At 71.2% G+C, this 24,114-nt stretch carries 26 protein-coding genes; 6 read left to right on the top strand and 20 right to left on the bottom strand.

What is annotated here, in order from left to right:
- Positions 1-36: 36 nt before the first annotated feature.
- Complete coding sequence (locus AC07RV_RS00665) at positions 37-720, top strand: RNA polymerase sigma factor (protein ID WP_093345365.1); 684 nt, start codon at positions 37-39, stop codon at positions 718-720.
- Between the two features lie 49 nt (positions 721-769).
- On the opposite strand, the gene AC07RV_RS00670 is transcribed toward AC07RV_RS00665, so the two are convergent.
- A complete protein-coding gene (locus AC07RV_RS00670; RefSeq protein ID WP_296783760.1) occupies positions 770-1,861 on the bottom strand; it encodes an NADH:flavin oxidoreductase/NADH oxidase in 1,092 nt (363 codons plus the stop codon).
- Between the two features lie 100 nt (positions 1,862-1,961).
- Between AC07RV_RS00670 and AC07RV_RS00675 the strand changes: the two genes are divergently transcribed.
- Complete coding sequence (locus AC07RV_RS00675) at positions 1,962-2,282, top strand: ArsR/SmtB family transcription factor (RefSeq protein WP_093345369.1); 321 nt, start codon at positions 1,962-1,964, stop codon at positions 2,280-2,282.
- Positions 2,283-2,292: 10 nt separating this feature from the next.
- On the opposite strand, the gene AC07RV_RS00680 is transcribed toward AC07RV_RS00675, so the two are convergent.
- From AC07RV_RS00680 to AC07RV_RS00770, 19 genes are all read right to left on the bottom strand, one after another.
- A complete protein-coding gene (locus tag AC07RV_RS00680; RefSeq protein ID WP_296783757.1) occupies positions 2,293-2,577 on the bottom strand; it encodes a putative quinol monooxygenase in 285 nt (94 codons plus the stop codon).
- Positions 2,578-2,598: 21 nt separating this feature from the next.
- Entirely contained in the window at positions 2,599-3,687 is a 1,089-nt protein-coding gene (locus AC07RV_RS00685) for a Gfo/Idh/MocA family protein (RefSeq protein ID WP_296783754.1), read from the bottom strand.
- Positions 3,680-4,786, bottom strand: coding sequence for an isocitrate/isopropylmalate dehydrogenase family protein (locus tag AC07RV_RS00690; RefSeq protein ID WP_296783752.1), 1,107 nt, complete (start codon positions 4,784-4,786; stop codon positions 3,680-3,682). Before AC07RV_RS00690 ends, AC07RV_RS00685 begins: the two co-directional genes overlap by 8 nt.
- Positions 4,783-5,850, bottom strand: a complete 1,068-nt coding sequence (locus AC07RV_RS00695) for a hypothetical protein (RefSeq protein ID WP_296783748.1) — start codon at positions 5,848-5,850, stop codon at positions 4,783-4,785. The genes AC07RV_RS00690 and AC07RV_RS00695 overlap by 4 nt, the downstream gene beginning before the upstream one ends.
- An 8-nt stretch (positions 5,851-5,858) precedes the next feature.
- The gene (locus AC07RV_RS00700) at positions 5,859-6,842 is read right to left on the bottom strand and encodes a Bug family tripartite tricarboxylate transporter substrate binding protein (RefSeq protein ID WP_296783746.1); all 984 of its coding nucleotides are present in this window, start codon (positions 6,840-6,842) and stop codon (positions 5,859-5,861) included.
- A gap of 54 nt (positions 6,843-6,896) precedes the next feature.
- Positions 6,897-7,592, bottom strand: coding sequence for a GntR family transcriptional regulator (locus AC07RV_RS00705; protein WP_296783744.1), 696 nt, complete (start codon positions 7,590-7,592; stop codon positions 6,897-6,899).
- Positions 7,589-8,578, bottom strand: a complete 990-nt coding sequence (locus AC07RV_RS00710; RefSeq protein ID WP_296783741.1) for an SMP-30/gluconolactonase/LRE family protein — start codon at positions 8,576-8,578, stop codon at positions 7,589-7,591. The genes AC07RV_RS00705 and AC07RV_RS00710 overlap by 4 nt, the downstream gene beginning before the upstream one ends.
- A gap of 129 nt (positions 8,579-8,707) precedes the next feature.
- Positions 8,708-9,391 carry a DUF2894 domain-containing protein gene (locus tag AC07RV_RS00715; RefSeq protein WP_296783738.1) on the bottom strand — a complete coding sequence of 228 codons (684 nt, stop codon included), beginning with the start codon at positions 9,389-9,391 and terminating at the stop codon, positions 8,708-8,710.
- The gene (locus AC07RV_RS00720) at positions 9,384-10,055 is read right to left on the bottom strand and encodes an OmpA family protein (RefSeq protein WP_208508727.1); all 672 of its coding nucleotides are present in this window, start codon (positions 10,053-10,055) and stop codon (positions 9,384-9,386) included. The genes AC07RV_RS00715 and AC07RV_RS00720 overlap by 8 nt, the downstream gene beginning before the upstream one ends.
- Positions 10,055-12,712, bottom strand: coding sequence for a DUF802 domain-containing protein (locus tag AC07RV_RS00725; RefSeq protein WP_296783733.1), 2,658 nt, complete (start codon positions 12,710-12,712; stop codon positions 10,055-10,057). The genes AC07RV_RS00720 and AC07RV_RS00725 overlap by 1 nt, the downstream gene beginning before the upstream one ends.
- Before the next feature lie 10 nt (positions 12,713-12,722).
- Entirely contained in the window at positions 12,723-13,448 is a 726-nt protein-coding gene (locus AC07RV_RS00730; protein WP_296783730.1) for a DUF3348 domain-containing protein, read from the bottom strand.
- Positions 13,449-13,615: 167 nt separating this feature from the next.
- Positions 13,616-14,269 carry an aspartate/glutamate racemase family protein gene (locus AC07RV_RS00735; protein ID WP_296783728.1) on the bottom strand — a complete coding sequence of 218 codons (654 nt, stop codon included), beginning with the start codon at positions 14,267-14,269 and terminating at the stop codon, positions 13,616-13,618.
- Positions 14,266-14,976, bottom strand: a complete 711-nt coding sequence (locus tag AC07RV_RS00740) for a GntR family transcriptional regulator (protein ID WP_093345398.1) — start codon at positions 14,974-14,976, stop codon at positions 14,266-14,268. Before AC07RV_RS00740 ends, AC07RV_RS00735 begins: the two co-directional genes overlap by 4 nt.
- Positions 14,973-15,899, bottom strand: coding sequence for a polysaccharide deacetylase family protein (locus AC07RV_RS00745; protein ID WP_296783725.1), 927 nt, complete (start codon positions 15,897-15,899; stop codon positions 14,973-14,975). Before AC07RV_RS00745 ends, AC07RV_RS00740 begins: the two co-directional genes overlap by 4 nt.
- Positions 15,900-15,901: 2 nt before the next feature.
- Positions 15,902-16,696, bottom strand: coding sequence for an ABC transporter permease (locus tag AC07RV_RS00750; protein ID WP_296783723.1), 795 nt, complete (start codon positions 16,694-16,696; stop codon positions 15,902-15,904).
- A complete protein-coding gene (locus AC07RV_RS00755) occupies positions 16,693-17,547 on the bottom strand; it encodes an ABC transporter permease (RefSeq protein ID WP_296783721.1) in 855 nt (284 codons plus the stop codon). The genes AC07RV_RS00750 and AC07RV_RS00755 overlap by 4 nt, the downstream gene beginning before the upstream one ends.
- On the bottom strand, positions 17,544-18,635 hold the full coding sequence (locus AC07RV_RS00760; protein ID WP_296783717.1) for an ABC transporter ATP-binding protein: 1,092 nt from the start codon (positions 18,633-18,635) through the stop codon (positions 17,544-17,546). The genes AC07RV_RS00755 and AC07RV_RS00760 overlap by 4 nt, the downstream gene beginning before the upstream one ends.
- 10 nt (positions 18,636-18,645) lie before the next feature.
- On the bottom strand, positions 18,646-19,686 hold the full coding sequence (locus tag AC07RV_RS00765; protein ID WP_209544432.1) for an ABC transporter substrate-binding protein: 1,041 nt from the start codon (positions 19,684-19,686) through the stop codon (positions 18,646-18,648).
- A 171-nt stretch (positions 19,687-19,857) separates the two neighbouring features.
- The gene (locus AC07RV_RS00770; RefSeq protein ID WP_296783712.1) at positions 19,858-20,367 is read right to left on the bottom strand and encodes a DinB family protein; all 510 of its coding nucleotides are present in this window, start codon (positions 20,365-20,367) and stop codon (positions 19,858-19,860) included.
- A 229-nt stretch (positions 20,368-20,596) separates the two neighbouring features.
- Between AC07RV_RS00770 and AC07RV_RS00775 the strand changes: the two genes are divergently transcribed.
- The 4 genes from AC07RV_RS00775 (at position 20,597) to AC07RV_RS00790 (ending at position 23,920) form a co-directional block, all read left to right on the top strand.
- Positions 20,597-21,637, top strand: a complete 1,041-nt coding sequence (locus tag AC07RV_RS00775; protein ID WP_296783709.1) for a VWA domain-containing protein — start codon at positions 20,597-20,599, stop codon at positions 21,635-21,637.
- 94 nt (positions 21,638-21,731) lie between these two features.
- Positions 21,732-22,727, top strand: a complete 996-nt coding sequence (locus AC07RV_RS00780) for a LysR substrate-binding domain-containing protein (protein ID WP_296783707.1) — start codon at positions 21,732-21,734, stop codon at positions 22,725-22,727.
- Positions 22,728-22,734: 7 nt separating this feature from the next.
- On the top strand, positions 22,735-23,451 hold the full coding sequence (locus AC07RV_RS00785) for a helix-turn-helix transcriptional regulator (RefSeq protein WP_296783704.1): 717 nt from the start codon (positions 22,735-22,737) through the stop codon (positions 23,449-23,451).
- Between the two features lie 16 nt (positions 23,452-23,467).
- Entirely contained in the window at positions 23,468-23,920 is a 453-nt protein-coding gene (locus AC07RV_RS00790; RefSeq protein ID WP_296783700.1) for a PaaI family thioesterase, read from the top strand.
- Positions 23,921-24,114 lie beyond the last annotated feature (194 nt).

Below are 24,114 nucleotides of genomic sequence, written 5' to 3' on the forward strand. Positions count from 1 at the left end.
CTTGCTCCCAGGGGCGATGAGCGAAGGCGGTCCGCTATGAATGCACATTCTTCGTGTTGTCCGGGCGTCGCCGGCGCGGCCGATGCATCGTCTCTTGATCCCGATCCTGAGTTCGTGGGCAACGGCGAGCTCCCCGGCGTGGTGCTGCGGGCGTTCCTGACGGCGAACTACGCGTACCTGCATCGCCGGTTGGCCCGCGATCTCGGCTGTTCCGATCGGGCCAGCGAGTGCTTGCACGACGCCTGGCTGCGGCTGGGCGACATGACGGCATCGGAGCCCGTGCGCAGTCCCGGGGCCTACGTCTACCGAACGGCTCGCAACCTGGCCATGGATCGCTTGCGCCACGATCGGTCCTGGCAGTACGTGGCCGAGTGGGATAGCGCGCTCGATCTCCTGGTCGATCATGCGCCCGGCCCGGATGCCATCGCCGAGGCGCGTTCGGCCGTGGAGGCCGTCGAGGAGGCAATGCAGCGGCTTTCGCATCGGCATCGTTCGGTACTCGTTGCGCTGCGAATAGAGGAGATGACCCGCCAGGACGTGGCGGACCGGCATTGCATCTCCCTGCGCAGGGTGGACACTGCACTTCGTCAGGCCCTGGACTATTGCGCCCATGCGTCCGGTCAGACAGCGTGGGCGGAAGTCTCTTCGCCCCGACCGGGTCCTTCTCGACGATGGCAGGAGAAAGTCGTCGCCCCGATGCGTGCCAGCGGCCGCGAATGACCAGGGGATCTAAATTGGATCCACGCAGCTCGGCTGGCGCGTCCGGCGATCACGAAGACCGATAGCGCTCCAGCCAGTGCGCGTACGGCGCGGGCAGCGTCCAGGCCGCCTTGTCCACGCCGAGCTCCAGCGCGGCGCGGTACGGCCAGTGCGGATTCGCAAGCAGCGGCCGGCCCAGCGTGACCAGGTCGACGGTGCCGCCGGCGACCAGTTCGTCCGCTTGCCGGGGCTCGCTGATGAACCAGCTCGTGGTGGCGGGCAGGCCCGTCTCGCGGCGCACGCGTTGCGCGATCGGCGCCATCAGGGCCGGGCCCCATGGGATCTTCGCCTTGGGTGTCGAGAAGCCGATGCTGACGTCGATGAAATCGAGGCCGGCCGCCTTGAGCCTGCGCACGAGCTCGATGCCTTCCTCGAGGTCGTCCTGGCCCGCGAACTCGGTCACGCCGAAGCGGGCCGCGAGCGGCAGGCGCTCGGGCCAGACCTCGCGCACGGCGGCGAGCGTTTCGATCAGGAAGCGCGCGCGGCCTTCGAAGTCGCCGCCGTAGGCATCGGTCCGCAGGTTGGACCAGGTCGAGAAGAAGCTCTGCGCCAGGTAGCCGTGCGCGAAATGCAGCTCGAGCCATTCGAAGCCCGCATCGAGCGCGCGCCGGGCCGCGGCCACGAAGTCTGCCTTGACGCGCTGGATGTCGGCCAGCGTCATGGCCTCGGGCACCTTCGGCAGGCCGCCGCCGAACGCGACGGCCGAGGGGGCGATGGTCTGCCAGCCGCGCGCATCGTCGGCGGCGATGTGGTCGTCGCCTTCCCAGGGCCGGTTGGCGCTCGCCTTGCGCCCGGCGTGGGCGATCTGGATGCCGGGCACGGCGCCGGCGGCCTTGACCGAGGCGACGATCTTGCGCCACGCCTCGGCCTGCGCATCGGTCCAGATCCCGGCGCAGCCGGGCGTGATGCGGCCCTCGGGCGAGACGGCCGTGGCCTCGGCGATGACCAGGGCCGCGCCGCCGCGCGCGAGACCCGACAGATGGACGTGGTGCCAGTCGTTGACCACGCCGTCGACGGCCGAGTACTGGCACATCGGCGAGACGACCATGCGGTTTTTCAGCGTGACATCTTTCAGAGTGAAAGGCGAGAAGAGGCTTGGCATCGGATCCCTGGAGAACGTGTGAAGAACAAGGATTGATCGTACACTAGTTCGATAACTATCGAACAATAGGACAAAAGCCGATCCGTGCTATGGTCGCGCGATGCGCAGCCTCAACCATCCGGCCCTCGACGATGTCTCGCTGACCCAGGTCCTCTATGCCCTGAGCGATCCCGAGCGTCTGCGCGTGGTGCACGAGCTGGCCGGCTGCGGCGAGGCCAGCTGTGCCGCGCTGGGCGGGGGCAGGGCGAAGTCGAGCATGTCGCATCACTTCAGGGTGCTGCGCGAGGCGGGCATCGTGCGCACCCGCACCGACGGCCCCGCGCATGTGAACGAGCTGCGTCGCAAGGAAGTGGACAAGCGCTTTCCCGGCCTGCTGAAGGCCGTGCTCGCGGCCCAGGAACCGGCCGCGAAGCAGGGCTGAGGGCGCTGCCTCAGACCCGCTCGAAGCGCTCCACCTGCTTCGAGACCACCCAGTCCGTCGTCAGGCTATTGAAGCGCTGGAAGTGCGCGCTCGCGAGATGCGCGTCGAAGGCCGCGCGGTCGTCGTAGACCTCGTAGAGGAAGACATGGCCCGCGTCGTCGGGCGCCACGCAGACGTCGAACTGCCGGCAGCCGGGCTCGTGCTCGACCGAGCGCGAGGCGTTGGCCTTGATCTCGCGGAGGAAGTCTTCCCGGTGGTCGGGGGCGATGTGGAAGTGGACGGTGACGATGTGCATGGCGAATGGATTCTCGATGGATCAGAAGACCGGCCGCAGATGCGCATCGGCCGCAGGCTCGAAGTCGCTCATGCGGATGCGCCGGCCGCTGCGGTGGGATTCGTAGACGGCTTCCTGGATGCGCAGATTCTGCAGATAGTCCGAGGCGTTGTTCTCGGGCGCGATGCCGCGCTCCAACGCGTCGAGCACATGGGCCTGCAGGGCGGCCACCGCGCCGCCGCCGAATTCGCTGGACGGCCCGCTGTCGTAGGCGAGTTCGGCCTCGGGCTCGCCATGCGGCTTGAGCCACAGGCGCGCATCGCCATCGAGCCGCAGCACGCCGCCTTCGCCCTCGAGCCACATCTCGCCCATGGTGCGGCGCTGGTTCGCGGCCGCGTGTTCGTTGAGGCGATTGCCGTCGATGAGGCCGATGGCATCGCCGGCGAAGCCCAGTTCGATCGTGGCGGCATCCTCGCCCTGGATCGCGGGGTTGAGGCGTCGCAGCCTCGCCGAGACATCGGCCACCTCGCCGAGCAGGAAGCGGAAGCTGTCGATCAGGTGGATGGCGGTCTCGGCCACGAGCAGCCGCGGCATCTGCTGGAAGTAGGGCTGCCGGTCGAGGTAGGCGCGTGGCCCCTGTCCGTCACCGGGCCGAAGCCGGAAGCTCGCGCCGTGCAGGCGGCCTATGCGTCCCGTGTCGATCAGCCGCCGGGCCTCGCGGAACCAGGGCATGAAGCGGAAGTTCTCGTGCACGACCAAGGGCACGCCGGCTCGCGCGAAGCGTTCGCTCTGCTCGCGTGCCTGCGCGTAGTCGGTGCAGAAGGGTTTCTGGCAGATGGTCGCGATGCCATATGAGAGCGCCTGCGGCAGCAGCGTCGCATGGCTGGCCGGCGGCGACACGATGTCCAGCAGCGTGGGCGCCGTGGCGTCGAGCATCTCGTCGAGGCGCGAGAAGGCGCGCGGCACGCCGAAGCCGCGGGCGGCCACGGCCGCGCGCTCGGGCTGCGCATCGCAGAGCCCGACGAGTTCGACACCGGGCAGCGCCTGCCATGCGCGCAGATGGAACTGGCTGAAGTAGCCGGCGCCGACCACTGCAACCCGGTGGCGTGTGCCGCCGCGCGCCTCAGGCATGGCGCAACCGCTCCAGCACCGCCTCGGTGATCGCGCGCGTGCCGTCGCCGCCGCCGAACTCGAAGGGCAGCACGGCGCCGCCCGCGAACACGGCCTCGACGGCCCGCTCGATGCCGCGTGCCGCATCGCCCAGGCGCGCGTCGCCATGCCGTTCGGCCAGCCAGTCGAGCATCATCGCGGCCGACAGGATCATGGCCGTGGGATTGGCCTTGCCCTGGCCCGCGATGTCGGGCGCGGTACCGTGCGCGGGCTGGAACAGTCCGTGCCGCTCGCCGAGGTCGGCCGAGGGCGCCATGCCCATGCCGCCCACCAGCGCGGCGATCAGGTCCGAGAGGATGTCGCCGAACATGTTCTCGGTCACCAGCACGTCGTAGCTCCACGGCTTGAGCACGAGGTTCAGCGCCATCGCATCGACATAGGCGCTGTCGGCGCCGATCGCCGGGTGCCGCGACGCGACGTCCTCGAACACCTCGCGGAAGAAGGCCATCGACTCGAAGACGTTGGCCTTGTCGACGTTGGTGACCCGGCCCGCGCGGCCCAGCCGCTCGGCGCGCCGCTGCGCGAGCTCGAAGGCGAACGCGCAGATGCGGTCGGTGCCGTGGCGCGTGATGCGCATGGTGTCGAAGACCTCGACAGTGCGGCCCTGCGCATCGCGGCGCGCATCGCCGCGCCCGCGCGCATAGAACAGGCCCTCGGTGTTCTCGCGCACCAGCACCAGGTCGATCTGCTGCGCGCGCGGGTCCGACAGCGGCGTGCGCAGTCCGCGGAAGGTGCGGATCGGCCGCACGCCCGCGTAGAGGTCGAAGTGGAAGCGCAGGTCGAGCTGCGGAATGATCTCGGTGCCGTCGCTGCCGCGCACGTGCGGCAGGCCCATGGCGCCGAACAGGATCGCGTCGGCGCGCTCGCACACGGCCAGGGTCTCGTCGGGCAGCGCGACGCCGCTGTCGAGGTAGTGCTGGGCGCCCGCGGGGCGGGTGTCGAGCTCGAAGCCGATGCCGGCCCTGGCACCCGCCGCATGCAGCACCTGGGCCGCCGCGTCCATGACTTCGCGGCCGATGCCGTCGCCGGGCAGCACGGCGATGTGGTGGCTGGCCTTCATGCCGCACCCCCGGTGATTTCCTTGAGCTTGCCGAAGAAGGCCTTCTTGCGCGCCGAGCCGATGCGCCAGTCCACCGGCAGCGACTGGAAGCCGTCCTCGAGCTTCTCGCGCGAGCGCCGGTAGTCGAAGTAGCCCCAGCCCGCATAGCCCTCGACGGCCGCGAGCAGGTGGTTGTCCTCGTGCTCGAAATCGAAGTGGTCGTCCTCGTTGTAGAAGATCGGCTGGCCGCGGTAGGCGGGCGAGTTGCGCAGGCGCAGCAGCTGCAGCCGGATGCCGTCGGGGTTCGACTGCTCGCGTCCCGCGAGGCCGTTGACGTGGTTGCCGTGCGGCAGCAGGAAGTCGCTCGCGCCGATGATGTTGTGCGCGTCGGTGCGCGGCTTCAAGAGGCTTGCGCCCACCAGCAGCCGGCCGGCCGGCGTGTCGAGCCGCCCTTCGGAGCGCCGCTGTGCCTGTTCGATCAGCTCGTGGCAGCGCGGCGCCTCGATGATGCGGTGGTGGTAGACGGTGTGATCGATCTCGTTGCCGATCTCCAGCAGCATGTTGCGCGCACCTTGCGTCACCAGCCAGTCCACGCTCTGGTCGACCGCGCGGCGCACCGCCTGCTCGTCGGCCAGGTGGCGCGTGGCGGGGCCGTAGAACAGGCCGAGCACGACCACCATGCCGAGCCGGTCGGTGACCTCGAGCACGCGCCGCAGCCGCTCGGCCCACGCGGCCTTGAGCGTGCCGTCGGCCTCGAAGGCGCTGATGGTCCAGGGCTGGATCTGCGAATAGCCGTGCGGGCTGCCGCCCTGCAGGTTGAGGCACACGCCCAGCAGGCCGTGCGCGCGGTACTCGGGCAGTGCCTCGCAGAACTCGCGCGTGTTGCGATTGGCGTCCCACGGACCGTCGCGGTAGGCCCACACGCCGCGCGTGCTCGGGTTCTCGTCGTCGGCGATGGCGTTGGCCATGCGGCTGTTGAACAGCAGGCCCTGGATCTTCTGGTCCTTCCAGTGGCGGCCTTCGTAGGTCGGCCGGCCATTGATGAGGATCTGGTCGCCCTGGATCGAAACGGTGGTGTCGCTCATGCTCTCTTTCAGTCTGCGGTGATGCCCGCGGTTCGGATGACCTCGCCCCAGACGGCGCTCTCGTCCTTGATGCGCTGCGTGACGGTCTCGGGCGAAGCCCATTTGGCGACGGCGCCGCGCTCGGCCATGAAGTCGGTCCAGTCCTTCTTGTCGACCACGCTCCTGGCGGCGGTGCGCAGCTTCTGCAGCACCTGCGGCGGCGTCTTGGCCGGTGCCAGCAGCGCCTGCCAGCCGATGGCCAGCAGCTTGGGGAAGCCGGCCTCGGCGGTGGTCGGCACATCGGGCAGGTAGGACACGCGCTGCGGTCCCGTGACGGCCAGCACGCGCAGCTTGCCGCTCTCGACCTGGCCCTTGACCTGGCTCACGTTGTCGATCATCAGGTGCATGCGGCCCGCGAGCATGTCCTGGATCGCGGGCCCGGTGCCCTTGTAGGGCACGTGCACCATCTGCAGCGACTCTTCCTTCTTGAAGAGCTCGAACACGATGTGGGCCAGCGTGCCGACGCCGCCCGAGGCGAAGTTCATCTCGGTCTTGGGCGCGCGCGCCAGCGCCACGAATTCCTTGAGCGTCTTCACGCCCAGCGAGGCCGGCACGATGACCGCCTGCGGCGTCTCGGTGATGCCGGTGATCGGCGTGAACTCCTCGAGGTAGTTGGGCACGCCCGACTTGTAGAGGAAGGGGTTGTTGGTCGCCATCGCCGAGTTCATCTGCAGCAGCGTGTAGCCGTCGGCCGGCACGCCGGTGGCGACGTACATCGCGGCCAGGTTGCCGTTGGCGCCGGCCTTGTTCTCCACGATCGTGGCCTGGCCCAGCGCCTCGCCGAGCCGCTGCGCGAGCGGGCGCGCGACCAGGTCGACGCCGCCGCCGGCCGAGAATCCCACGACGATGCGCACGGGGCGCGAGGGATAGTCGTTCTGCGCGAAGGCCCGCGGTCCCAGTGTCGCGGCCAGGGGCGCGGCGGCGCCCGCACGGATGAAAGTCCTGCGTTTCAAGTCTGTCTCCTGTCGATTTTTGGATGGGGCCCTGCATGGCGCCCCCGGGGTGCATCAGAGATGCTGGAAGCGGTAGTGCTCGAAGATGGCCAGCAGCTCGCGGCTCGCGCGCCGGCGGTGCTCGAGGTTCACGCGGGCTGCGCCTTCGGCATCGCCCTCGCGGATGCGCTCGACCAGTTCCATGTGTTCCTGCGTCGAGTTGTGGGGCACGGGCCGCAGCCGCAGCGAGACCATGCGCGCGCGGTGCGCGCGATCCCAGTGGTTGAAGACCGCGTCGGCCAGCAGCTTGTTGCCGGCCATGGTCACGAGCTGCGCATGGAAGGACTCGTCGGCCCGCGCCCAGGCGTCGAGGTCGTTGGCCTGCAGCGCGGCGGCCATGGTCTCGGTGGCCTCGACCAGCGGCTGCAGCTCGGCCGCGTCGGGCTTCCTGCGCGCCAAGCTCTCGGCGGCGGCGCTCTCGAGCGCGCCGAGGATCTCGTAGATCTCGCGCATGGCCGTCGGCGACACCGGCAGCACGCGCATGCCGCGGCGCGGGATCACCTCGATCAGGCCTTCGCCGTGCAGCCGCATCAGCGCTTCGTGCACCGGCGTGCGGCTCATGCCGAGCTGCAGCGCGATCTCCTGCTCCATCGCCTGGTAGCCGGGCGCCCAGACGTTGTCGAGGATGCGGCGGCGGATCGCCTGGTAGGCGCCATCGACGAGCGTGGTGGTGTCGGCGCCCGCGGCGGTGGTGGAGGGCTTGGTGTTCATGCGTGGTTCCAGTGAAGGGGCGGCAGGCCGGCGACCGGCATGCGCACGGTGGCCAGCGTGTCGCCGAGCAGGCAGCCCAGGTAGCCGGTGCGCAGGTCGGGCCCGCCGAAGGCGAGGCTGGAGATGTTGCGCAGCGTGTGGCCGTGCACGGTGTCGAGATGCTCGCGGCCCATGCGGTGCTGTTGGAAGGCGTCTTCCACCGCGTCGAGGCGCGCCGGGTCGGCGTCTTCCAGCAGCACCGACTGCGCGCCGTCGCGGCCGACGCGGATCAGGCGGTTGCTCACGATGCTCGTGATCCAGAAGTCGCCGTCGACGTCCTGCGCCAGGCCGTCGGGAAAGGTGCCGGCGCCGAAGCGGGCCACGGTCTCGCGAGTGCCCAGCGAACCATCGGGCCGGATCGCGAAGCGAGAGAGCCGGCGGCCGAAGGTCTCGTTGACGTAGAGGAAGGCGCCGTCGCGGTCGACCAGGCACTCGTTGGTGTAGCCCAGGCCGTCGGCCACGATGCGCGCGCCGCGCGCGTCGACCAGCACCACGAAGCCATCCGCCACATCGTGGCGATAACCGAGCGCGCGCGGCGTCTGCCGCGTGCTGACCGTGATCCAGAGCCGGCCCCGTGCATCGGGCAGCACGAAGTTGGTCGGCGGCAGGTCGAGGCCGTCGACCGTGCGCAGCAGCGGTTGCACCCGGCCGTCGCGTTCGAGCGCGAACACGCCGCCGGTCTGCGCGCCCAGGTGGGCGATCAGGAAGCTGCCGTCGGCGCGCAGCGCGATGCCGTTGGGCTTCATGACCTCGCCGTCGATCTCGTGGCCGAGGTAGGCGGTCTGGGTGCCGTCGGGATGGATGCGCGTCACGCCGCCGCGCCAGTCGGCGCAGTAGAGATCGCCGGCGCGCGTGGCCAGCACGCATTCGGGGCGGTGCAGGCCGGTGCCGGTCCAGGCGGCGCTGGCGGGGGAGAGGCGCGGGATGTCAGGGGGTGGGGTGCTCATGCATTTATTAATGTATGCATTGATGAACGCGTCACTATCTGGGGTAAACCCGGGGCACGCGCGTGCGCCCGAAGTCACGAAGCGGGTCGATGAGCTGGAGAGCCGCGTGGGCTCGAGGGGAGTGCCCGCTCAGGGCGTCTTGCCGCGACCGGATTTCCTGGCGCCTTCGGCTCGCGCCGTGGGTGCCGAAGCCTGGCTGGCCTGCAACTGCTCCACCCACAGCAAGGTGTCGACGTAGGTCATGAAGCGGTTGAGGTACTCGGGCGAGAGATCGCGCATGAGGATCAGCGCGCGGTGCACGAGGTGGTGCGAATTGAGCGGACCCGCGTTCTCGGGCATCTTCGCGAGCGACTGCGTGAGCCGGCGATCGGCGCTCAGGCGCGACCAGGTGCCGCGGAAGTAGCGCATGGTCTTGAGCTCGGCGGGCGCGGCGGCGACGGACGAGGCGAGGCTTGCCGAAGTGGCGCGAGCCGGCACGGCGCCGCTCGGTGCCGGGGCTTCCTCGGGCAGCGGCGACTGGCGCGCGATGTGTTCGACGAGCTCGGCGAGCGCGCTGCGCGGCAATGGCTGCGACGTTGCGGCCGCCGCCTCCGGCACCGCCTTCCCGAAGTCCTCGCCATACGCGCTCAGCAGTTGCCGCAGCCGCTCGTCGAGCAGCCGCCTGGCCTCGCCACGCTGCGCCGCGGTGCGCTTCGCGAGCGTCTCGATGAAATGCAGCCGCACGGGATCGAAGCGCCCGGCGCCGCGCGCGCGCCAGGCCGCGACGGCCGCGAGCGGGTCGTCGTTCGCGTCGATGGGCGCGTCGCTACTCACGGGCCTTCGCTGCGGTGCCAGTGCTTGCCGCATAGGAGGGGCGCGGCGTCGGCGCCATCTCCACGCGCCGGTTCTTCGCGCGGCCATCGGCATCGGCATTCGAGGCCACGGCCTGTTCGGCGCCGAAGGCGGCGGCGAACACCGCGGACGAGGGCACGCCTTCCTCGATCAGCGTGCGGGTCACGGTCAGCGCGCGCTGGGCCGAGAGCTCCCAGTTGTCGGCGAACAGGCGTGCGCCCTCGCGCATCTGGCGGTTGTCGGTGAAGCCGCTCACCATCAGGATCTCGTCGCGCGAACGCAGGTAGGTGGCCAGCGGCGCCGCGAGGCTGCGCAGCACCTGCCGACCCTCGGGCTGCAGGTCGGCGGAGTTGAAGGCGAACAGCACGCTGCCGCTGATGCCGATGCGCCCGTTGTTGAGCGTGACGCGGCCCGCGGCCAGCGGCCCGGCCAGCGCCTTCTCGAGCGCCTCGCGGCGCTGCGCCTCGGCCTGGCGCTGCTTGACCTCGGATTCGAGCTTGGCCGCGAGGTCGAGCTGCATGCCGATCGCGCAGACCAGGATCAGCACGAAGGCGCCGAGCAGGCCCGACATCAGGTCGCCGAAGACGGCCCAGACCGGCACGCTGGTGTCGAGACCGGCGTCGTCGATGTCCGCGTCCTGGCGCATCACGCCTCGCTGGCCACGGCGGCGGGCTGCCGGCTGGCGATCTGCTGCAGGTCTTCCACGATCTGCTTCTGCGACATGATGCTGAGGTCGATGACCTCGCGCGCCTGCGCAACGTAGTAGGCCAGCTGTTCGTCGCTGCGCGCCATCGACTTGCCGAGCGCGCCTTCCACGCGCTGCAGGTGCGCCACCAGCTTGTCGTTCGATTCGCCGAAGCGCTGCACCGCGAAGCCGAAGGTCTCGCCGAGGCTCGCGACCTCGACCGCGCTGCCCGTGACCTGCGCGGCCACCTCGGCCATCTTGCCGGTCTGCGTCTCCACCTGTTCGGCGAAGCGGCTGCCCGCGCGCTCCATGGCCTCGGCCGAGGCCGCGACCAGCGCGTCGACCGCGCTGCGCTGTTCGGTCGACGCATGGTTGACCGCGTCGAGCAGCGTGCCCAGCGTCTCGAGCAGGCGGTTGCGTTCCTCGAGCATCGCGTTGTCGCGCGCCATGCTGTCCGACAGCTTCTGGCGCAGTTCCGACACCACCTCGGCGGCGGCGCGCGGCGCTTCGGCGGCCGCTTGCAGCAACTGCGCGATCTCGGTGACGGTGCGCTTGGCATGCGCCTCGTTCTGCGACGACATCTCGCCGGCGGTCCTCGTCAGCGCATCGAGCAGCTGGCGCTGCTGGTCGGCGCTGTGCGCACCGGCCTGCTGCCACTCCTGGCGCAGCGCGCCGGCCATGGCTTCGAGCGAGCCGGTCCAGGCCGCGAGGCGTTGCTCGTCGCGCGAGGCGAGGTCGGCCTGCGTCTCGAGCAGCTTCTGCTGATGGTCGAGCGCATGGGCGCCGGCCTGCTGCCATTCACGCTGCAGCGAGGCGGCCATGGACTCGAGCGATCCGGTCCAGGCGGCGAGGCGCTGTTCGTCGCGCGACGAGAGGTCGGCCTGCGTCTCGAGCAGCTTTTGTTGATGGTTGAGCGCATGGGCACCGGCCTGTTGCCATTCCTGCCGCAGCGAAGCGGCCATGGCCTCGAGCGAGCCGGTGAAGGCCGCGAGGCGCTCCTCGTCGCGCGCGGCGAGGTCGGCTTGCGTTTCGAGCAGCTTCTGCTGATGGCCCAGCACATGGCTGCCCGCCTGTTGCCATTCCTGTTGCAGCGACGCGGCCATCGCCGCGAGCGAGCGGGTCCATGCCGACAGCCGCTCCTCGTCGCGCGACGAGAGATCGGCTTGGGTGTCGAGCAGCTTCTGCTGGTGGATCAGCGCCTGCGCGCCGGCCTGCTGCCATTCCTTCTGCAGGGCCGCGCCCATCGAGGTCAGCGATTCGGTCCAGGCCGCGAGCCGTTGCTCGTCGCGCGCGGCCAGCGCGGCCTGCAGCTCGCCCTGCGCGTCGCCCACGGTGCGCAGCAGCGAGGCCGCATGCGCCTCGAAGGCCGTGGCGGCGGCCGACAGCGCCTGCTGCGCGTCGCCCGAGAGCCTGTCGCTCGTCTCCTGATGCCGCGCAAGCGCCTGTTGCCAGGTGTCGGACACCTTGCCGACCGTGGTCTCGAGCCGCGTCGACACACCATCGACCAGCGCGGTCGAGCGCTGCTCGAAGCTCTGCGCGAAGCCTTCGAGCGAACCGCGCAGGTCGCTCGACAGCGCCTCGCTGGTGCGCTGGTGCGCGGCGAGCGCGCCCTGCCAGGTGTCGGCCGCGCGACCGGTGCTGGCCTCGAAGCGCGACGACAGGCCCTCGAGCTGCTGTTGCACCGTCTGCGCGATGCTGCCGTGCAGCGAGGCGGTCTCGCGCGCGATGCCGGCCATGGTGGCCTCGACCACCGGCTGGATCGCGGCGCCGGCCACGCGCGCGCTCTCGATCAGGCTGTGCTTGAGCGACTGGTCGACCGAGCTCGCGAGGCCGGCGTAGACCGCCTCGGCCTTGCCGTGGAACTCGGCCTGGTTGCCGATCAGGCGCTCGCTGAGCACCTGGGTCTGGCGCTCCATCGCGCCCATCATGGCCTGCAGCTGGCCGACCAACTCGGGCATCAGGTCGGCCTGGCGCTGCAGCAGCTTGAAGGATTCGTCGCGCCGGTGCGCCTGCGAGTGCACGCGCAGGGTGCTCGCGATCTTCGCGTCGAGCGCCTGCGAGGCCTGCAGTCGTTCGCGCCGGCACAGCGCCGACACCAGGCCCAGCGCCGCCGAGGCGGCCACGCCGGCCACCGAGGTGCCGAAGGCGAGGCCGAGGCCGCGCACCGGGGCCGAGAGCGATTCGCGGATCGCTTCGAGGTCGGTCGCGCCTTGCAGCGCCGCGCCGGTGCCGTTGAGCGTGACCACCATGCCGAGGAAGGTGCCGAGCATGCCCAGCAGCACCAGCAGGCCCGCGAGGTAGGGCGCCAGCGCCGGCCCGGGCAGGCCCACGCGTTCGCCCTCGACGCGCAGGCGCACGGCGTTGCGCAGCGAGGGATGCAGGGAAGCGAGCCAGTCGCCGAGGCTGGCCGGAGGCTCGGACAGCGCGTTCGTCGCCTGCACCAGCGAACCCGTGGCCTGCTGGAAGCGGTGCAGCTCGAGCCCGCCCATCAGGTAGAACGCGGCCACGAGCCCGGTGACGGCCAGCGCCAGCGTGTTCGTGCCGATGTAGCCGGCGCCGACCCAGCCGACGACGGCCAGGCCCGCGACGAACACGGCGTGATGGAGAAATCGGGTCATGTGTATCCAGTCAGCCCTTGTGACCGGTGCGCAGGGCTTCGAGCAGCCCGTCGACCGGTTGAAATCGAAAGTCCAGTTCGGCCTGCAGCACGTCCTGGATGTCCTTGCGGAAGACCGCGAGCCAGTCGGCATGGCCGCTGGCGCCGGGGTCTTCCCCCGTCGTTTCCTCGCTCTGGCGGGCCTTGCGCAGCCGCGCGAAGCGCTTCTCGAGCGCCATCGGCACGCTCGCCAGCAGGCTGCGTTCGCGCGCGCCCAGCACCTGTTCCATCACCACGTCGACGGCGGCGAGCCGCGCCATGTCGTGCGAACCGGCCGCGAGCCGCGCGCGCAGCCGGCCGCGCAGCGGGCCGATGGCCGTCTCCATCGCCTGCTGCCGCGCGAGGTAGCGCTGGCGCATCGGCGCGAAGTCGGGCGGCGTCTGGGCGTCGGCGGTGGCCGCGCGTGCCTTGGCGGGCGCGAAGCTGCCGTCCTCGGCGATCGCCTGGGCCAGCGCGGCGCGCACGCGCGCGCATTCGCTTTCATCGGCGCGCACCGAACCCCGCGGGGCCGGCGGCAGGCTGGCCGGCGTGCCGTTGAGGGCGGCCGACAGCGAGATCGCGTCGGTCCAGCCGAACCATAGGCTCAGCCGGTCCGCCGAAGCCTGTTCGGATTCGCGGATGTCGCCATCGGTCAGTCGGGAAAGCAAGCGGACGAGCGCCGAACCGTTGAAACCAGTGCGCTGTGGAACGTGCGCCATGCCAGAGTCGGAAAAACCCGGCAGTCTACACCGCCGACCCTCGGGGGAATCCCGGGGCCGGGCCCGCTGGCAGTGGCGCGAACCGCGTTTCGCCAGGGGCGGCGCGGGCCGCCGAGGCGGCGGGAATTTTGTATCGAAATCCAACCTGCCCGTGCCGGGCCCGGCGCTCAGGCCGGGGGCTTGGGCAGCGCGTGTGCGAGCAAGGCCACGGCCGCCTCGACCGGCCGGTCCACCGCCAGGCCTTCGGCCCAGTCGAAGCGCAGCCCTTCGAAGGCCGCGCCGCCGGGCACCAGCCGCCTTGCGCCGGCCGCTCGCGCGCGGGCCGACAGCGCGCGCACCTGCGCACGGAAGCGTTCGGGATCGGCGCGCAGCGCCGCGCCGTCGCCATCGAGCGCGAACACGCCCGCCAGCAGGTGCGACGCGCCGCCGGCCGCCACGCAGTCCGTGAGGATCGGCACCCAGGCCGCGCCCGCCGTGAGGATCGCGAAGCGCTCGCCGCGTTGCCGCGCGGCCAGGATGGCGGCCTCCGCCAGGCCGGTCACGGGCACGCCGGCGCGCTCGCGCAGCACCGCCAGCCCGGGGTCTCCGAAGCAGGCCAGCAGGATGGCGTCGGCGCGCGGCGCCTCGGCCAGCAGCGCCGGCATCGCGGCCGCGGCCACGTCGTAGCTCGGGCGGTCCTTGATCACCGGCGGGCCGGCGGAGGCGGTCCAGCCGATGGCCCGCAGGCCCGGCGGCAGCAGCGCGCGGGCGGCCGAGACCACGGCCTCGGTCATCGCCTCGCTGGTGTTCGGGTTGAGCACCAGCAGCGTGGCTTCGCTCATCGCCCTTCGTCCGTGGATTGCGCGGCACGCTGGCCGGCCCACATGCGCAGCAGCACGCCCACCACGTCCTGCGAGGGCGCGGCCGCGCCGGGGCGCAGCCGGGTCTCGACGAGCGACAGGTGCGAGCGCATCGCGCGCGCGGCACCGCCGCCGTCGCCCTTGAGCAGCGAGGTGAAGATGTCGCGGTGCTCGTCGCAGGCGCATTGCGCCGAATGCGGCGCCTCGTACATCGCCACCAGCATCGAGGTCCGGCTCACCAGCTCCTGCATCTGCTGCAGGATGAAGGTGTTGCCCGTGGCCTCGGCCAGGATCATGTGGAAGTCGGCCGACAGCCGCACCGAGGTGGCGCGGTCGCCCTCGGCCAGCGCGGCCTGCTCGCGCTCCATGTGCTCGTCGAGGCGGCGCAGCGCCTCGGCGCCCGCGTTCTGCGCCAGGTGGGCGACGATGCCGCCCTCGAGGATGCGGCGCGCGTCGTAGATCGAGCGCGCCTGCTCGAGCGAGGGCGCGGCCACGAAGGCGCCGCGGTTCGGGATCATCTCGATCAGCCGGTTGGTGCCCAGCCGCAGCAATATCTTGCGGATGCGCTCGCGGCTCACGCCGAAGACCTCGGCCAGCGCGGTCTCGCGCAGCGGCGCACCGGGCGCCAGCGCGCCGGCCAGCAGCGCGCGCGAGAGCGTGTCGTAGACCGCGTCCTCGCGTTCCTTCATGCGGTGCTGCCCTCATTGGTGTGCGCCAGCCAGTGGCGGGCGATGCGTTCGCGGCTGGTCACCCAGGCGCCGCCCTTGTCGTGGAGGTGGCGCAGGATGCGCTCGAGCGCGCCGATGCGCCCGGGCCGGCCGATCATGCGCAGGTGCAGGCCCACCGATAGCATGCGCGGCGCGTGGCCGCCCTCGCGCCACAGCCAGTCGTAGGCGGCACAGACATAGTCGGCGAAGGCGTCGCCGGTATCGAAGCGCTGGGTGTTCTGGAACTGCATGTCGTTGGTGTCGAAAGCATAGGGCAGCACGAGGTGCGGCCGGCCGTCGACCGCCACGCGGTAGGGCGTGTCGTCGTTGTAGGCGTCGCTGTCGTAGAGGAAGCCGCGCTCCACCAGCAGGCGGCGCGTGTGCGGGCTCGGGTTGGAGCGCGTGTGCCAGCCCACGGGGCGGCGCCCGGTGGCGGCCTCGATCGCGGTGCAGCAGCGATCGATGGCCAGCCGCTCCTCGTCGAGCGTGAGGTCGATGCCGCGCTCCCAGCGCCAGCCGTGCGCCGAGACCTCGTGGCCGGCCTGCGCCGCATGCCGCGCCAGCCATGGCGAGCGTTCCACCGCGCGGCCGCAGGCGCTGAGCGTGAAGTGCCCGCCATGTCGTTCGAACAGGTCGGCGATGCGCCAGTAGGCCACGCGCGTGCCGTATTCGAAGTGGCTGTCGATGCAGCGGTCGGGCACCGGCTGGCCGTCGATCACCTCGTAGATGGCCTCGTTGCGGGTGTCGCCGTCGGTCATGGAGAACTCCGCGCCCTCCTCGAAGTTGACGACGAAGGAGACGGCCACGCGCGCCGCTTCGGGCCAGCGCACGGCGGGCAGGTCGCGGCCGTAGCCGATGAAGTCGCGCGTGGAGGGTGGAGTGGAAGCAGGGGATGAATCGGCCATGGTCAGAACTGGGCCAGCCGGCGCAGGCCGATCAGCCTTTCGGCGATGAAGAGCACCACGGCGGCCAGCAGGATCAGGCAGGCCGAGATGGCGGCGATGGTGGGGTCGGGCGACTCCTCCAGGTAGTGCAGGATCTCGATCGGCAGCGTCTTGCTGCGCGCGTCGGTCAAAAAGATCGAGATCGGGTAGTTGTCCATCGAGGCCAGGAAGGCGAACAGCCCCGAGGTCAGGAAGGCCGGTGCCAGCGCCGGCACCATCACCTGCAGCAGCGCGCGCGGGCGCGACAGCCCCAAGGTCTGCGCCGCCTCGAGCAGCCGGGTGTCGAACAGCGCCAGGCTCGCATGCACCGTGCGCGTGACGTAGGGCAGGGTGATGACCACGTGCCCGATCAGCAGGCTCCAGAACACGTTGGCCAGCCCGACCGCGCGGAAGGCCTGCAGCAGCGCCACGCCGATCACCAGCCCCGGCATCATCAGCGGCGATACCAGGAAGGCCAGCAGCGCCTCGCGGCCGCGGAAGCGCCCCTGCTCGATCGCGATCGCGCACAGCGTGCCGAGCACCAGCGCCGCGAGCGTCGCGCCCGCGGCCACCGCGGCCGACAGCAGCACGGTGTCGGCCAGCCCCTCCTTGGCCAGCATCGCGCGGTACCAGCGCAGCGACCACTGGCCCTCGGGCAGGTTGAACACCGGCGAGGGGCTGAACGAGACCAGCACCACCACCACCAGCGGCGCCAGCATGAAGACCGCGGTCGCCGCCATCAGCAGCCCGCCCGCGATGCGGTTCCAGCGCGCGCTCATGCTGCCGCTCCCTGCGCCTGCCCGCGCGCCTGCAGCCGGCGCGTGAGCAGCGTGCTGCCCACCACCACCGCGACCGCGATGGCCAGCAGGATCACCGCCAGCGTCGAGCCCGACTGCCGGTCGCGCATGAACAGGTAGGCGCGCGCCAGCAGCGCGGGCAGGGTCTGGTAGCGGTCGCCCACCAGCAGCGCGGGGATCACGTACATCGACACCGCCATCGAGAACACGAAGGCCGAGCCCGCGACCACGCCCGGCAGCGACAGCGGCCAGGTCACGCGCACGAAGGCATGCAGCGGCTTCGCGCCGAGCGTGGCGGCGGCCTCGGCCAGGCGCGAGTCGATCTGGCGCGCCACCGTGAACACCGGCAGCACCATGAAGGGCAGGAACACGTGCACCGCGGCGATCACCAGCCCGCGCTCGTTGAACAGCAGCCGTGCCGGCTCGTCGACCAGCCCCAGGCCCAGCAGCACCTGGTTGACCAGGCCGTTGCTGCGCAGCAGGATGGTCCAGGCGAAGCTCTTGACCACCACGCCCACCGACAGCGGCAGGATCAGCGCGAGGAACATCAGCCCCTGCACCGGCAGCGAGGCGCGCGCCATCGCGAAGCCCACCGGATAGCCGATCAGCAGGCACAGCAGCGTGACGAGCAGCGCGATCTTCAGCGTGTTCCAGACCACGACGGCGCTGAAGGGATCGGTCGCGAAGCGCGCGTAGCCCGCGAGCGAGAAGCCGCCCTGCTCGCCCTGGAAGCTGGTGGCCAGCAGCGCGGCCAACGGCAGCACGAACAGCAGCACGAGGTAGCCCGCGCCCGGCACGGCGAGCCAGCCCGGCGATCCCTCGGCGCGGCTCATGGCGCCGCCTCGGCCGCGAACAGCAGCGTGTCGGCCACCGGCCATTGCACCGACAGCGTCTCGCCGGGGCGCGGCGCCAGGTCGTCGTGGGCCGGGAATTCCGCGAGCAGCGTCGCGCCGCCGCCGGGCGCGCTGAAGTAGACCAGCCGGTTGGCGCCGCGGTAGACGGTCTGGCTCACCACCAGCGACAGCCGGTTCATGCCCGCGGCCGCGGGCTGCGGATCGCGCGAGGCGCGCAGCCGCTCGGGGCGCACGCCCACCAGCACCTCGTGGCGCAGGCCGCCCGCGCCGACGTCGCGCGCGCGCTCGGCGGGCACCTCGATCTCGCCGCAGGCGGTGCGCACGCGCGCGCCGTCGAGCGTGCCGCGCCATTGCGAGGACAGGCCCACGAAGTTGAGCGCGAACTCGGTGCGCGGCTGGCCGTAGATATGTTCGGGCGCGTCGAGCTGCTCGATCGCGCCGCGGTTCATCACCGCGATGCGGTCGGACATCACCAGCGCCTCTTCCTGGTCGTGCGTGACGAAGATCGCCGTCATGCCCGCGTCGCGCAGGATCTGGCGCAGCTCGACCTGCATGGTCTCGCGCAGCTTGCGGTCGAGCGCCGACAGCGGCTCGTCGAGCAAGATCAGCCGCGGCCGCGTGGCGATCGCGCGCGCCACCGCCACGCGCTGCTGCTGGCCGCCCGACAGCGCCGAGATCGGCCGGTCCGCGAGCGCCGCGAGCCGCACCGAGCGCAGCGCCGCGTCCACCGCCCGCGCGAGCTCGGCGCGCGGCGTGCCGCGGGCCTTCAGGCCGAAGGCGATGTTCTCGCTGACCGTGAGGTGCGGAAACAGCGCATAGCTCTGGAACACCACGCCGATGTTGCGCTGGTGCGCGGGCAGCGCGGTCACGTCGCTGCCGCCCACGCGCACCGTGCCGGCGTCGCACGCCGCGAGCCCGGCGACGATGCGCAGCAGCGTGGTCTTGCCGCAGCCCGAGGGGCCGAGCAGCGACACGAATTCGCCGGAACCCACCTGCAGGTCCAGCCCGTCCACGACCGTCTGCGCGCCGTAGCGCTTGACGATCCCGCTCAGTTCGAGGGTGCTCATGAGATGCGCCTCACAGCGCCATCTCGCGGTCCCAGCGCTCGACCCAAGCCTTGCGGTTCTCGGCGATGTAGGCCCAGTCGGGAATGAACACCTCGCCCTTGGGCAGGCCGGCCGGCGCGGCCACGCCGGTGTTGGTGGGCATCGCGAGCGAGATCTCGGCGATCTGCTGCTGCCAGGCACCGAGCATCGCCTCGACGAAGGCATTGGCGAGGTCGGCCTGCGGGCCGCCCCGGACCTTGGCGATGCCGGTCGGCATGGCCATGCCGCCTTCCTTCGGCAGCACGAAGTCGATCGGCGCGCCCTTGGCCTTGCGGTCGAAGGCGTTGAATCCGATCATGCCCGCGATGGCCGTGGCCTCGCCCTGCTCGAGCAGGTTCAGCGCCTGCGGCAGCTGGGTGTAGACGGTCAGCAGGTTGGGCTTGAGCGCCTTGAGCTTGCGGAAGGCGGCCTCAGGCTGGTACTGCGCATCCTTCATCGGCTTGCCGGTCTCGAGCGCGGCCGCCACCAGGAACATCGACAGGCCCTCGGTGTTCTGCAGCGAGGGGATCACGACCTTGCCCTTGTTGGCCGGCTCCCACAGCGCCGCGTACGAGGGCATTTGCTTGAGCTTGCCCGTGTTGACCGCCACGCCGGTGGTCGACTGCATGTAGTTGGCCCACATGCCGTCCATGTGGACCGTGCCGGGCTTGAGCTTCGCGAGGCTGGGGATGTCCTTGGCGGTGAGCGGCTCCAGCACGCCTTCCTTGACGGCCGGGATCATCACCGGATCGTCCATCAGCACCACCGACATGTACTGGCGGCCCTTGTTGTTGACCATCTTCTCGAGGTTCACGAGCGAGCGCGTGCCCTCGAAGATCACCTTGCAGCCGGTCTGCTTCTCGAACACCGGGATCAGCGGATCGAGGAAGGCCTTGTGGCTGCCCGCGCCGCCGACCACGAGTTCGCGGCCCTTGCCCTGGGCGCGCACCCAGGCCGGCGCGGCCAGCGTGGAGGCGGCGAGGAGTCCCTGCCCGAAGGCGCGGCGCGAGAGGCCGGATGCTGAGCGATTCATCTGCATGTCCTTGGGGGGCGATGCCCCAAATGGGTGGATGGAAGGCCGTGGCAGCCGCCAGTCAGCCCAAAAATTGTGCGCTCTTCAAAAGAAATTGTGCACAATCCATGCAGGAAGCCAAATCCGTGCCAACCCGCAGGCGCGGGGGTGTCGCAGAAAAAAAGGAAGGCGCTAAGCGCGCAGCCGGCGCGCCGGCTCGGCCTCGTGCAGGTAGGCCGTGAAGGTGTCGCGCGGCGACGAACCCGTGTGGCGCGTGAGGATCTGCCCGACCTCGCCGCGGTGGTAGCCGCCATGCGCGATCACGTGGCCCAGCATCTCCTCGCGCGACATGCGGCCGGCCGAGCCGTCGGTGAAGTCGAAGGCGAGGGGTGCCGCCAGCTCGTCGTCGCCGATCGCCTGCACGTGCGCGAGGAACCAGCGGTCGTTGTCGCGCACCGCCTGCAGCAGGTGCCCGGGTGCGAGCCGCGCCGGCGAATGGGTGCCGCCGTAGCCATGGGGCCGGCCCTCGAGGTGGGCCCTGAAGATGCCGTCGACCGCGTACGCATGGTCGAGGGTGGCCCAGGCCGCCTCGAGGTCGTCCTCGGGCAGCCGGCCTCGCGCGGCCAGCAGGCCCGCGAACAGGCCCTCGTCGGCCCAGGCCTTGTAGCGGAACATCGAGGTCAGCAGCGTGCGTGCGCTCATCGGGGAGTCTCCTGGCGAGGCGCCGCGGCGCGGCGCGCTTCGGGGCAGGATGATCCCCGGCGCCCCTGGCGCGGTCCAATGAAATGCAGCCGCCCCACTGATAAGAGCCCCGCATCAATGCAGGGACTGGCCGGGCGGCCGATTGCGCGGGCGCGGCTTCATGGGCACGATGCTTGCGGATGCGCCGGCGTACGACCGATCCGCATCCTCCACCTCCAAGGCAGCGCCGATGTCCTTCCTGTGGCCCGGTTACCTCTGGTTCCTGCTGGCGCTCGCGCCGCTGCCGCTGGCCTATGCCTGGCTGCTGCGGCGCCGCGGCCGGCTGGCCCAGCGCTATGGTCGGTTGCAGACCGAGGGCGCCGCGTCGCTGCGGCGTGGCTGGCGCCGGCACCTGCCGCCCGCGCTGTTCCTGCTGGCCTGCGCCGGCCTGCTGTTCGCCGCCGCGCGGCCGGTGGCGCGCGTGCCGCTGCCCTGGGCGCGCACCTCGATCATGCTGGCGATGGACGTCTCGCTGAGCATGCGCGTGAACGACGTCAAGCCGACCCGGCTCGAGGCCGCGCAGGCGGCGGCCAAGTCCTTCCTGCGCGAGCTGCCGCGGCGCATCGAGGTCGGGCTCGTCACCTTCGCCGGCAGCAGCCAGGTCGCGCAGCGCGCCACGCTCGACCGCGACGCGCTCGCGGCCAGCATCGACGCCTTCCAGATGCAGATGGGCACCGCGGTCGGCGACGCGATCGTGCTGTGCCTGGCCGAGCTGTTCCCGCAGGACAACATCAGCCTCGGCGAGATGACCTTCGGCGGCAACGCGCCGCGCGGGCGCAGCCTGGACGACAAGGCGAAGCCGCCGCCGCGCCAGATCACGCCGGTGGCGCCCGGCTCCTACGATGCCGCCGCGATCATCCTGCTGAGCGACGGCCGCCGCACCACCGGCATCGACACGCTCGAGGCCGCGAAGATGGCGGCCGACCGCGGCGTGCGCGTCTACGTGATCGGCATGGGCACGCTCGACGGCGACATCGCCGCGCCCGACGGCATGGCGATCTACATGAAGCTCGACGAGCCCACCTTGCGCGAGGTGGCGCGCATGACCGGCGGCGAGTACCACCATGCCGGCACCGCCGAGGCGCTGCACGGCGTTTACGAGAAGCTCGGCTCGCGCGTGCAGGTGCAGCCGCGCGAGAACGAGCTCTCGGGCCTGCTGGCGCTGCTGTCGGCGCTGCTCGCGATCACGGGCGCGGGGCTGTCGGTGCTGTGGTTCGGGCGCATCGTCTGAGCCGCGGTTTGCCGCTCCCGCGCGGCGGCGCCACAATCGCGGCTGCACCCGCTGGCCCGCCGGCCACCGTGTCGCATCCACCGGCCGATCCTCCATGCAGCATTCCCCGTTCCTCCTGCGCACGCGCCCCATCGGCGCTGGCAACCTGCGCGCCTTCGAGGTCGTGGCGCGGCACCTGAACTTCCGCGCCGCGGCCGAGGAGATGTCGCTCACGCAGCCGGCCGTGAGCCGCCAGATCCAGGCGCTCGAGGAGGAGGTGGGCGTGCGCCTCTTCCTGCGCCACACGCGCGCGGTCGAGCTCACGAGCGCGGGCGCCTTGCTGCTGCTGTCGGTGCAGCAGGCGCTGCCGCGCATCGACGCCACCATCCGCCAGATTCGCCAGAGCGCGTCGCGCAAGAGCGTGGGGCTGACCACCTTCGCCTCGTTCGCCTCGATGTGGCTGATCCCGCGCCTGGAGGCCTTCCAGCGCGACCATCCCGACATCGACATCCGCATCGATGCCTCCGACGCGGTGATCGACCTCGAGGTCAGCGACATCGACCTCGCGCTGCGCTACGGCCGCGCCGAGCACATGCCCGAGGGCGCGGTGCGGCTGTTCGGCGAGCACCTCACGCCGGTGGCCAGCCCCTGGCTCATCAAGAGCAACCCGCCGATCGAGAAGCCCGAGGACCTCGCGCGCTTCACGCTGATCGAGGTCGGCGATGCGCACCCCAGCTATGTCGAGTGGCTGGTCTGGCGCCGCTGGTTCGAATCGAACGGCCTGGCCCGGATCCAGCCGCGCCGCTGGCTCTACTTCAACTACGACTACCAGATGGCGCAGGCCGCGCTGACCGGCCAGGGCGTGGTGCTCGCGCGCAGCCCGCTGATCGCCGAGAGCCTGGCCAACGGCGACCTGGTCGAGGTGCTGCCGCGCCAGCGCATGGATTCGCCGATGGCCTACTGGCTCGTGAGCGGCCCGCGCAGCGCCGGCCGGCCCGAGCTCCAGGCCTTCGGCGCATGGCTGCAGCAGCAGGCGGTGCTCACGCGCGCGGCGATCGGCGATGCGGTCGACGACGAGGCGCCGGTGGCACGGTGCCAGAGTGCCGCATGAGCGCCGAGTGAGCGGCGGGCGCGGCAACAGCGTCTACGTCGAGCTGGCGCCGCTCGCGGCGCACCGCGCGCTGCTCGACCACCTGTTCATCCTCGTCGACGACGGCACCCTGACCGCGCCGGGCCGGCATCGCTTCGCCACGCCGTTCTCCGAGATCCGCTATCTGCGGCGGCCGGACGACGATCCGCCATGGCAGGCCTCGTGGTCGCGACCCGTGGCCGCCGCGCGGCCCCGGCAGCGCGCGCTCGCGGGCATGGTGGTCGGCTTTCGCGCGCATGCGCAGCCATCGCCCGGCGCGCTGCCGGAGCTCGGGCCGATCGGCATCGAGGGATCGCTCGACGCGGTGGTCCATGCGCTCGATGCGCTCGCGGCCGACCTGTGCCCACGCCTCGGCGGGGCACCGGCGATGGCTGCGGTGTCGCAACGCACGCTGCGGCGCCGCTTCGACGCCAGTGTTGGCCTGGGCCCGAAGGCCTGGCAGGCGCTGCACCGTTTTCGCGGCGCGCTGCTCGACCTCGCGCGTTCGCCGGCCAGCCTCGCCGACACCGCGCAGGCGCGCGGCTATGCCGACCAGTCGCACATGTCGGCCGACTTCCAGCGCCGCGCCGGCACCTCGCCCGGACGCTTCGCCGCGCGCTCGCGCGCCGAGGCCGGCGGCGATGTTGGCCGATTCTTCCAAGACCCGGCGCTGCGGCAGCGGGTACACACCCTGGTTTCCACGTGATGAACGGAGCGATTCCATGGTGCGAGAGACGATCGACCCCGCCGATGCGCAACGGGTGAGGGCCAGCTTCGAGCGGCAGAACGCGATGCGCGCGCTCGGCATCGAACTGGTCGAGGTGCGGGCCGGCGAGGTCGAACTCGCGATGCCGGCCTCCGAGCGACTGACCCAGCAGCACGGCTTCCTGCATGCCGGCATCGTCGCCACCGGGCTCGACAGCGCCTGCGGCTATGCGGCCTTCTCGCTGATGCCGCCCGAGGCGGCCGTGCTCACGGTCGAGTTCAAGATCAACCTGCTGGCCCCGGCGGCCGGCGAGCGCTTCGTGTTCCGCGCCGGCGTGACCAAGGCGGGCCGCACGATCAGCGTGAGCGACGGTCGCGCCTATGCGCTGCGCGAAGGAAAGGAGTCGCTGATCGCGACCATGACGGCCACGCTGATGGCGGTGGTGGGGCGCGAAGACATCCGGCACTGACAGGCTGCGGCGACCGCCACCATGGCGGGTGGGTCGAATGCTGCCGCCCGTTCAGAAGCTGAACGTTCAAGAGTTGTTCGGTGGCCGCGCGTGGACGGCATGAAGGGCGTCCAAAGGCGCTGAAAAGCCTCGAAACCATCGCTTTCGGCGTGCAAAACACGAGGTTTGGCGTTGGCACGGCGCTTGCCATGTCG

Source organism: Variovorax sp. GW821-FHT09B01, assembly GCF_059418345.1.